At 46.0% G+C, this 3,313-nt stretch carries 5 protein-coding genes and 1 pseudogene; 3 read left to right on the forward strand and 3 right to left on the reverse strand.

The window, feature by feature from the left end:
- Positions 1 to 184 (forward strand): annotated as a pseudogene (locus ABUA47_RS23785) (M23 family peptidase); the annotation flags it as partial.
- Positions 185 to 215: 31 nt separating this feature from the next.
- On the opposite strand, the gene ABUA47_RS23790 reads toward ABUA47_RS23785, so the two are convergent.
- The gene (locus ABUA47_RS23790) at positions 216 to 1,052 is read right to left on the reverse strand and encodes a phosphoribosyltransferase family protein (protein WP_009293409.1); all 837 of its coding nucleotides are present in this window, start codon (positions 1,050 to 1,052) and stop codon (positions 216 to 218) included.
- 303 nt (positions 1,053 to 1,355) lie between these two features.
- The gene (locus tag ABUA47_RS23795; protein ID WP_171030728.1) at positions 1,356 to 1,553 is read right to left on the reverse strand and encodes a hypothetical protein; all 198 of its coding nucleotides are present in this window, start codon (positions 1,551 to 1,553) and stop codon (positions 1,356 to 1,358) included.
- 496 nt (positions 1,554 to 2,049) lie between these two features.
- Here ABUA47_RS23795 and ABUA47_RS23800 point away from each other — a divergent pair, with 496 nt between their 5' ends.
- Together ABUA47_RS23800 and ABUA47_RS23805 are read left to right on the forward strand one after the other, a co-directional pair.
- A complete protein-coding gene (locus ABUA47_RS23800; RefSeq protein ID WP_005836774.1) occupies positions 2,050 to 2,616 on the forward strand; it encodes a ribonucleotide-diphosphate reductase subunit alpha in 567 nt (188 codons plus the stop codon).
- Between the two features lies 1 nt (position 2,617).
- Entirely contained in the window at positions 2,618 to 3,121 is a 504-nt protein-coding gene (locus ABUA47_RS23805) for an SLOG family protein (RefSeq protein WP_349832176.1), read from the forward strand.
- On the opposite strand, the gene ABUA47_RS23810 is transcribed toward ABUA47_RS23805, so the two are convergent.
- On the reverse strand, positions 3,110 to 3,313 hold a 204-nt coding region (locus tag ABUA47_RS23810; RefSeq protein WP_349832178.1), incomplete at its 5' end, for a hypothetical protein. The two genes, ABUA47_RS23805 and ABUA47_RS23810, sit on opposite strands and share 12 nt — an antisense overlap.

Genomic DNA, 3,313 nt, shown 5'->3' on the forward strand with positions numbered 1-3,313 from the left:
CGTCAAAGGAGCAGTAGTTCATCCGCGTGATGTGGTTGGCATTACCGGCTCCACAGGACGCAGCACTGGCGAACACCTACATATCACCTGCAAGCTCAATGGCAGGAGTATCAGCCCCTCGCTTATACTCGATTATATCCAATCCATCCGGCAGGAGTGTATATCAGCATTGGCAGGTTTGTGAAAAGAAGTAAAAAGGACTGAAACCGTTCCGGTTACTTTGTCATCCGTTCGATAATATGGGCAATGTGGTTGCCCCAGATGTGTATTTGCACAAGGAGCATCGAAGGCATGGAGAACGTCTTGCCATAGAAGATAGCCGCCACTACTTTGCCACCGCACCGTTCTATTTCTTCCTTGTAATCCGCCACGCTTTGCCCGGTTGTCAGCACATCATCTATGATGATAATCTCTTTCCCTTTGATATTTCCGGTAATGAGGTAGTTTCGTTCGAGAATACGCTTTTCTCCACCTTTGGCTTCATGCAGGCTTTCTCGTGCATCGCAAATATCAACGTCGTACAGTCCTGAAGTTAAATCCTGTCGATGCTTGCCGATGTACCAGTCGAGCCGTTTGAACCGTTGGCCGTATTTTATCCAGTTGCTACACGGCATGAACATGATATGGTAAGGTCTCTTTTTCAGTTGCAAAGCATTCATGCACGTTTTAAAGAACTCGATTCCGTGTATATCTCCTTGTTTGAATTGGTAGATGGAATGGCAGAAGGCCCTCTGTTCATCATTGAGCAGCGCATTGTATCGTGACGGATAGTAATACCCGTAAAAAGAGATTCGGATGCCTCGTGATTTGAACGGCTTATGGGGAGAATGGCCATCAAACTGTTCGGGGTGCAAGAGACAGAACATACGGCAGGCTTCCCGATGACCGGCCATTACCGCCAGACGACAGTAGCGTTCACGTTCCTCGCTCTTTTCGGCCAACCGTGCGGCGGCGAATGCCGCTTCTCCTGCTTTTCGTCGCCAGTAGCCGATAATATACCACAATGCCCCGATAACGAAAAGCAGGAGTATGAACAATAGTCTTGCATTCATCGTATTTTTATTTGAATGAAGCAGTCCGTTTCAATCCGGTTATTTACAACATTACAGTGTATTTCGGCGTAATCGGATATGGATGTAATGGCTTCATTGCTTATTATCAGAATCCGTTTTCACTCACTTGCAAAGTTAGCAAAATCGTGGCACTAATCTAAAATAGCACCGATAATTTGTAAGCCATATCACTCTTATATTATAAAGTCTTACCCATACAACTTCCTCTTTTAAGTGTACATGCTTTTATAAAGGATGTTTTTGCCCTTTTGACCGGTACACGGCAAATGGCATACAAGTCTGCTATATGCTGTGTACCCGTCTTTGGGGCAAAGCAAGGACGATGGCACATTTGCCACAAGTGTCAATCAAGCCAACCTGTTGTCCTTGCAGCAACCTCCACCATCTGTCCTTTTGTAACCGGCAATGCCGTCTGTCTGTTTTTATAGCTTCGCCCCACACCATCAGCGGAACGTCACAGGACTTGTCCGCAAGAGACATTCACTCACCTTATGGCAGCAGAGCTGCTATGGGGTGAGTGAAAGACTCTTTACGGAAGCCAAACATGAAAAGACCGTACACCTCGGTCACAAACTGCCAAGGCTTACGCTTCGCCAGATTTGAGACTAAGTTGTACGGTCACTTCATCGGGAAGTTTGGACCGGCAAGCCACAGACGCTCCACTGCCCACCCATTCCTTTTATAAATCTTGCACCTATTCTACATGTCTATATGACAACCTCTTGTAGTAAGAAAGCATGTTCTGTTTGTCAGTCAGCTCTGTCGTAGTCATATTTCCCGCAAAGTAAGCCGCCTTTTACCAAACATCAAATCGCCACTATCGCTGGAACGAGAAATCTTCCTCTGAACGTCAGAGCGTATTTCTTGTCCCCGGTTTGTCTTATCGGTATTCTTGGGCGGCAGTTGATGGCAGAAAATATCCCTCAGCAGGCTGAACAGCCTTCAAAAAGAGGGAAAAAGAAAAATTATCAGAGTTATGGCAAAGACGATAGACATAGAACTTCAAAAGCAGTTGGACAAGCCACAGGTATGGTTCTGTAAGTATTTTCCTGCACGCATACGCAATGTGAGCGAGCGTGAGATAGCAGACCGCAAGTTAGTCTTTGATTTCAAGGATGGACGGGCATACGAAGAGGTTGCTCAACGCACGGCAGCCAACATGACCGAACGTTATGGAACATCATGCACCAACATTGTATTTTCTCCCGTACCGGCATCCACCGATAAGAAGAACGAGATACGTTACAAGGCATTCTGCCAAAGGGTATGCGAACTGACCGGAGCTATCAATGGTTATGACCATGTATCAGTGAGTGGTGAGAGGCTGACCATTCACGAGAACCGTAAGGCAGAGAAAGAAGTCCGTAAGGTAAACGTCATTGAGTTTGATTCGGCTTTTTTCAACGGCAGGTCTGTAGTAGTCTTTGATGATGTGATAACCAAAGGGCTGAGTTATGCTACTTATGCCAATCAGCTTGAAAGCCTTGGTGCTAATGTACTCGGAGGTATATTCCTCGCAAGAACCCATTACAAAGTGAAATAATATGACCCAGACAAAGTATGATAAGGCAGTGTCCGTTTGCTTCAGTGGACACCGTAATATTCCATTCCTATATAGGAAGCAACTGAAGCTGCAATTAAAGGCAGCGATAACCAAGGCATACGTTGGAGGTTATCGTCATTTTTACTGTGGTTGTGCCATGGGGTTTGATATGCTGGCGGCAGAAGTTGCCCTTGCGTTGCAGTCCGAATTGTCTGGTCTGCAAGTTATTGCCGTAGTACCGTATCGCGGACAAGCCGAGCGGTGGAACGATGCGATGAAAGCCCGGTACGATACCATCCTCCGTAACTCGGATGATGTTATCATCCTGAGCGAACACTACTACCATGGCTGTTTGCTTCGACGCAACGACTATATGGTTTTTCACAGTTCGTCTCTTATTGCCTGGTATGACGGCAAGCCCAAGGGTGGTACGTTTTATACTTATCGTAAGGCTACAGCGAATGGGCTAAAAGTTATGAATCTCTATGACAGTTCAATCGTATAACAGACATCTTGTTTTCGCATATTCTGAGCCGTAGCGGTAATTCCTTTGCCATTCATGTAAAGGCTGTTTTGTCAGCCATAGCGTGATATGGCAAAGTACGCTATTGGTTCTGATGTATTGCCCGGCTTTACCTATGTGCCGGTTTAGTTGGTGTTGCTGTACTTTTATATCTTCGGAGGCTCCATCCTCCTT

The sequence above is a fragment of the Bacteroides sp. RTP31139st1_H2_RTP31139_211217 genome (assembly GCF_040227615.1).
Taxonomy (GTDB): domain Bacteria; phylum Bacteroidota; class Bacteroidia; order Bacteroidales; family Bacteroidaceae; genus Bacteroides; species Bacteroides uniformis.

Excerpts from the sequence above, each read along its gene's own strand:
- ABUA47_RS23790 (WP_009293409.1), bottom strand. The coding sequence starts at position 1,052 with ATGAATGCAAGACTATTGTTCATACTCCTGCTTTTCGTTATCGGGGCA.
- ABUA47_RS23795 (WP_171030728.1), bottom strand. The coding sequence starts at position 1,553 with ATGTCTCTTGCGGACAAGTCCTGTGACGTTCCGCTGATGGTGTGGGGC.
- ABUA47_RS23800 (WP_005836774.1), top strand. The coding sequence starts at position 2,050 with ATGGCAAAGACGATAGACATAGAACTTCAAAAGCAGTTGGACAAGCCA.
- ABUA47_RS23805 (WP_349832176.1), top strand. The coding sequence starts at position 2,618 with ATGACCCAGACAAAGTATGATAAGGCAGTGTCCGTTTGCTTCAGTGGA.